The organism is Streptomyces sp. NRRL B-24085 (assembly GCF_001282115.1).
Taxonomy (GTDB): Bacteria; Actinomycetota; Actinomycetes; order Streptomycetales; family Streptomycetaceae; genus Streptomyces.
On the sequence record NZ_LJBR01000488.1, the window covers coordinates 1 to 4,598 of the forward strand.

Annotated in this window: 5 protein-coding genes; 4 read left to right on the top strand and 1 reads right to left on the bottom strand. The window is 73.6% G+C overall.

Going from position 1 to position 4,598, the window contains the following annotated elements; genetic code table 11:
* From AOJ26_RS37530 to kynU, 3 genes are all read left to right on the top strand, one after another.
* On the top strand, nucleotides 1-380 hold a 380-nt coding region (locus AOJ26_RS37530; RefSeq protein WP_053852829.1), incomplete at its 5' end, for a DUF3151 domain-containing protein.
* Between the two features lie 148 nt (nucleotides 381-528).
* Nucleotides 529-1,371, top strand: a complete 843-nt coding sequence (locus AOJ26_RS37535) for a tryptophan 2,3-dioxygenase (RefSeq protein ID WP_053852830.1) — start codon at nucleotides 529-531, stop codon at nucleotides 1,369-1,371.
* Nucleotides 1,364-2,557 carry a kynureninase gene (gene kynU, locus AOJ26_RS37540; RefSeq protein ID WP_053852831.1) on the top strand — a complete coding sequence of 398 codons (1,194 nt, stop codon included), beginning with the start codon at nucleotides 1,364-1,366 and terminating at the stop codon, nucleotides 2,555-2,557. The genes AOJ26_RS37535 and kynU overlap by 8 nt, the downstream gene beginning before the upstream one ends.
* Nucleotides 2,558-2,632: 75 nt before the next feature.
* Here the strand turns inward: kynU and AOJ26_RS37545 are convergent, their stop codons facing one another.
* Complete coding sequence (locus AOJ26_RS37545) at nucleotides 2,633-3,241, bottom strand: TetR/AcrR family transcriptional regulator (RefSeq protein WP_053852832.1); 609 nt, start codon at nucleotides 3,239-3,241, stop codon at nucleotides 2,633-2,635.
* Between the two features lie 244 nt (nucleotides 3,242-3,485).
* On the opposite strand from AOJ26_RS37545, the gene AOJ26_RS37550 reads away from it, so the two are divergent.
* Complete coding sequence (locus AOJ26_RS37550) at nucleotides 3,486-4,475, top strand: alpha/beta hydrolase (RefSeq protein ID WP_053852833.1); 990 nt, start codon at nucleotides 3,486-3,488, stop codon at nucleotides 4,473-4,475.
* Nucleotides 4,476-4,598 lie beyond the last annotated feature (123 nt).

Consider the following 4,598-nt stretch of genomic DNA (forward strand, 5'->3'; position numbering starts at 1 on the left):
CCCCCACCCACCTCCCCGATGACCCCGAGCCCCGTGAACTGCTCGCTCAGGGGACCGCCCCCGCGGATGTCGCCGCGAAGTACCCCACCTCCTCGCTGGCCTGGGCCCAGCTCGCCGACGAGGCGTTCGAGCGGGGCAGCGTCGTGGAGTCGTACGCCTATGCCCGTACCGGCTACCACCGCGGCCTGGACGCGCTGCGCCGCAACGGCTGGAAGGGCCACGGCCCGGTCCCGTGGGAGCACGAGCCGAACCGCGGCTTCCTGCGCGCGCTGCACGCCCTCGCCCGTGCCGCCGGTGCCATCGGCGAGCAGGAGGAGTACGAGCGCTGCTCGCAGTTCCTGAAGGACTCCTCGCTCACGGCGGCCGAGACGCTGGGCTGATCCGGCACCGTTCTCCGGGCCCGCCCGCGTGACCGGGCGGGCCTTGCCATTTCCGCGGACGATGGAAGAAGATGCCCGGCGGGGACCGGGGCCCCGTGTCGGTAACGGCAGGGCGGACCGCTACCCGGAGTAATAACAGGAGACAGCGATGTCGTCCCATGAGGCTCAGGAAACGCAGGAGCCCGAGACCCCGCATCTCGACTTCCAAGGCACGACGCCGTACGAGGACTACGTCAAGGCGGACGTGCTCACCCACCTCCAGCACACCCTCTCCGACGATCCCGGAGAGATGGTCTTCCTGGTCACGACCCAGGTCATGGAGCTGTGGTTCACCGTCATCGTGCACGAGTGGGAGACCGCGGCGGCCGCCCTGCGCTCCGACGACGTGCCCACGGCCGTCGCCGCGCTGAAACGATCCGTCCGTGAGCTGGAGGCCCTGAACGCCTCCTGGAAGCCGCTCGGCCAGCTCACGCCCGCGCAGTTCAACTCCTACCGCTCGGCGCTCGGCGAGGGCTCCGGCTTCCAGTCGGCGATGTACCGCCGCATGGAGTTCCTGCTCGGCGACAAGTCGGCGTCCATGCTCGTCCCGCACCGGGGCGCGCCCCGCGTCCACGCCGAGCTGGAGAAGGCCCTGCACGAGCCGAGCCTGTACGACGAGGTGCTGCGGCTGCTCGCCCGGCGCGGGCACGCCATCCCGGCCGCCGTCCTGGAGCGGGACGTCTCGCGCCGCTACGAGCCCTCGGAGGAGGTCGAGGCCGCCTGGACGGCCCTCTACTCCGGCCCCGAGCACGACGAACTGGCCCGCCTGGGCGAGGCGTTGACCGATGTCGCCGAGCTGGTGTGGCGATGGCGCAACGACCACCTCGTTGCCACCCGCCGGGCGATGGGCGCCAAGGCCGGCACGGGCGGCTCCGCCGGGGTGGCCTGGCTGGAGAAGCGCGCGCAGAAGAACGTGTTCCCGGAACTGTGGACGGCCCGGTCCCATGTCTGAACTCCACTTCAAGGCACAGGAACTGGACGCCGGTGACGAACTCGCGGGCCTGCGCTCGCGGTTCGTCCTCGACGACGCCGTCTACCTGGACGGCAACTCGCTGGGCGCCCTCCCGGCCGCCGTCCCGGGGCGCGTCGAGGACGTCGTGCGCCGCCAGTGGGGGTCCCTGCGGATCCGGTCCTGGGACGAGAGCGGCTGGTGGAGCGCGCCCGAGCGGATCGGCGACCGGATCGCCCCGCTGGTCGGGGCGGCGGCCGGGCAGATCGTGGTCGGTGACTCGACAAGTGTCAACGTCTTCAAGGCACTTGTGGGCGCGGTGCGGCTCGCGGGCGGCCCCGAGGCCGGACGGGACGAGGTGGTCGTCGACGCGACCACCTTCCCCACGGACGGGTACATCGCCGAGTCCGCGGCCCGGATGACGGGCTGCACCCTGCGGGCGGTGACCCCGGCGGAGGTGCCGGGCGCGCTGAGCGGCCGTACGGCGGCCGCGCTGCTCAACCACGTCGACTACCGCACCGGACGCCTGCACGACCTGCCCGGACTCACGGCCGCCGTGCACGCGGCGGGCGCGGTCGCGGTGTGGGACCTGTGCCACAGCGCGGGCGCCCTGCCGGTCGGTCTCGACGCGCACGGCGTCGACCTCGCGGTCGGCTGCACCTACAAGTACCTGAACGGCGGCCCCGGTTCACCGGCGTACCTCTACGTCCGGCGCGAGCACCAGGACCGCTTCGACTCCCCGCTGCCCGGGTGGAACTCCCATGCGGAGCCCTTCGGGATGCGGCCGTCGTACGAACCGGCGCCGGGCGCGCTGCGGGGCCGCGTCGGCACCCCCGACATCCTCTCCATGCTCGCCCTGGAGGCGGCCCTGGAGGTCTGGGACGGGGTGTCGGTCGAGGCGGTGCGCGCCAAGTCCCTCGCCCTCACGGACTTCTTCCTGGAGTGCGTCTCGTCGTACGTCGAGGAGGGCCGCGTCGAGTGCGTGACCCCCCTGGCGCACGCCGAGCGCGGCAGCCAGGTCGCGCTGCGCTGCGAGGACGCGGGCGAGGTGATGAAGCGGCTCATCGAACGGGGTGTGGTGGGCGACTTCCGGCACCCGGACGTGCTGCGGTTCGGCTTCACGCCGTTGTACGTCGGCTTCGCGGACGTGGAGCGGGCGGCGCGGGTGCTGGGGGAGACGCTCGGCTGACCGGCTTCGGCGGCCTGTCGGTGCGGCTGACCGACTTCGGCCCCCTGTCGGTGCGGCTGGCCGGCTTCGGCGCCCTCAGTCCTGTACGGCGTACACGCCCGCCCGTGCCGCCGCGACCGCCGCGTCCGCGGCGCGTTCGGCGGCGGCCGGATCGGGGGCCGTGCCGGTGGTGAGGAGGCCGTAGTAGAGGGGTGCGGAGACCGCCCGTACGACGGTCGCCGGGTCGGTGCGGGCGGGGAGCTCCCCGCGCGTGACGCCCTCGGTGACACAGGGGGCCCACTCGGCGACCCGTACCGCGTAGAAGTGCCGCAGCGCCTCGGCGGTACGCGGATCGCAGGTCGCCGCGGCGATGACCGCCCGGAACAGGGCGCCCTGCCGGGGGTCGGCGAGCGTGCGCTGGACCAGCAGGGCGTTGGCCCGCAGGTCGTCGCGGACCGAGCCGGTGCGGGTCCGGGGCAGCGACTGCTCGGCCATGTCGGCGAGCAGGTCGGCGACCAGCGCGGTGACCGTCCCCCACCGCCGGTACACGGTCGTCTTGCCGACCTCCGCGCGCCGGGCGACCTCGGCGAGGTCCAGGCGGTCGAAGCCCTGCTCGGCGAGCACGTCCCCGGCCGCCCGCAGCACGGCCGCACGGACCCGCGCGGTACGGCCGCCGGGACGGACGGTGCCGGGTTCGGCGGACATGTCGGCCTCCTCGGTGTGTTTCGGCGGTGCGCTTCGGCGGTGCGCTTCGGCGGTGTGCTCCTGATCCGTGGGGCGGACCGTCGCCAGCGTAACGAAACGGCAGAACCGTTTAACCCTCACCGAGCGTGACATCCCCCGGTCCGTGCACGTCATGGGCCTGATACCGTCCCGGCCAACGGCCGGATTCCCTTCCAGGATGAATTCACGGTCCGTCAGATCCTTTTCGTCGCTGAGAGGTTGGAGCATGCCGGACGACGCCGCAGCCCGTGCCGCCGCAGAAGCCCGTGTCGCGGCCGAGGAGGAGTCGGCCTTCTCGCACCCGGCGGTCGACCCCGACGCCACCGCGGCGTACGGCGACGACCCCGACCAGGTCATCGACTTCTACGCCCCGCGCGTGGCGGTGTCCCCCGGGGGCGGCCTCGCGCCGCTGGTCGTCGTCCTGCACGGCGGGGCATGGCGGGCGCCCTACGACCGGCGGCATGTGACACCGTTCGCGGACTTCCTGGCCCGGCGCGGATTCGCCGTGGCCAACGTGGAGTACCGGCGGGGTGGGGTCTCCCTTCCGGGGGAGAGCGCCGGTGGTGGGGGCGCTGTGGATGGCGTCGGTGCTGGTGGCGTCGATACCGGTGACGTCGGTGCGGGGGGTCTTGGCGCTGTGGACGTCGGGTCGGTGGCCGGGCGTTGGCCCGGGACCTTCGACGACGTGGCCGCCGCGATGGACGCGCTGCCCGGGCTCGTACGGGAGCACCTCCCGCAGGCCGACCCGCGCCGCATGGTGGTCACCGGTCACTCCGCCGGCGGCCACCTCGCGCTGTGGGCCGCGGCCCGGCACCTGCTGCCGGCCGACGCCGCGTGGCGCATCGACCGTCCGGCGCCCCTGCGCGGGGTCGTCGCCCTCGCCCCCATCGCCGACTTCACGGTCGCCGACAAGCTGGACGTGTGCGGCGGCGCGTGCCGCCAACTCCTGGGCGGCGACGAGGGGTTCGCCGCGCGCGTGCCCTACGCCGACCCCGCGCTGCTGCTGCCGACGGGCATCGCGACCACCCTCGTCCAGGGCCGCACCGACACGGTCGTACCGCAGGCGGTCGCCGAGGCCTACGCGGACGCGGCGGCCAAGGCGGGCGAGGTGGTGGGCCTGACCCTGCTGGAGGACGTCGGCCACTTCCCGCTGATCGACCCGGCGGCGGACGCGTGCGCGGTGGTGGCGGAGGAGATCGCGCAGTTGGCGTGGTGAGGCGGGTCCCGGAGGGGCTGGGGGCGCAGGTCGGGATGCGTCTTGGAGTGCGTCTTGGGATGCGTGCTGGGGCCTCGTGCGGCCCCCCGGTGATACCCGTAATACCTGAGAGCTACGACTGCG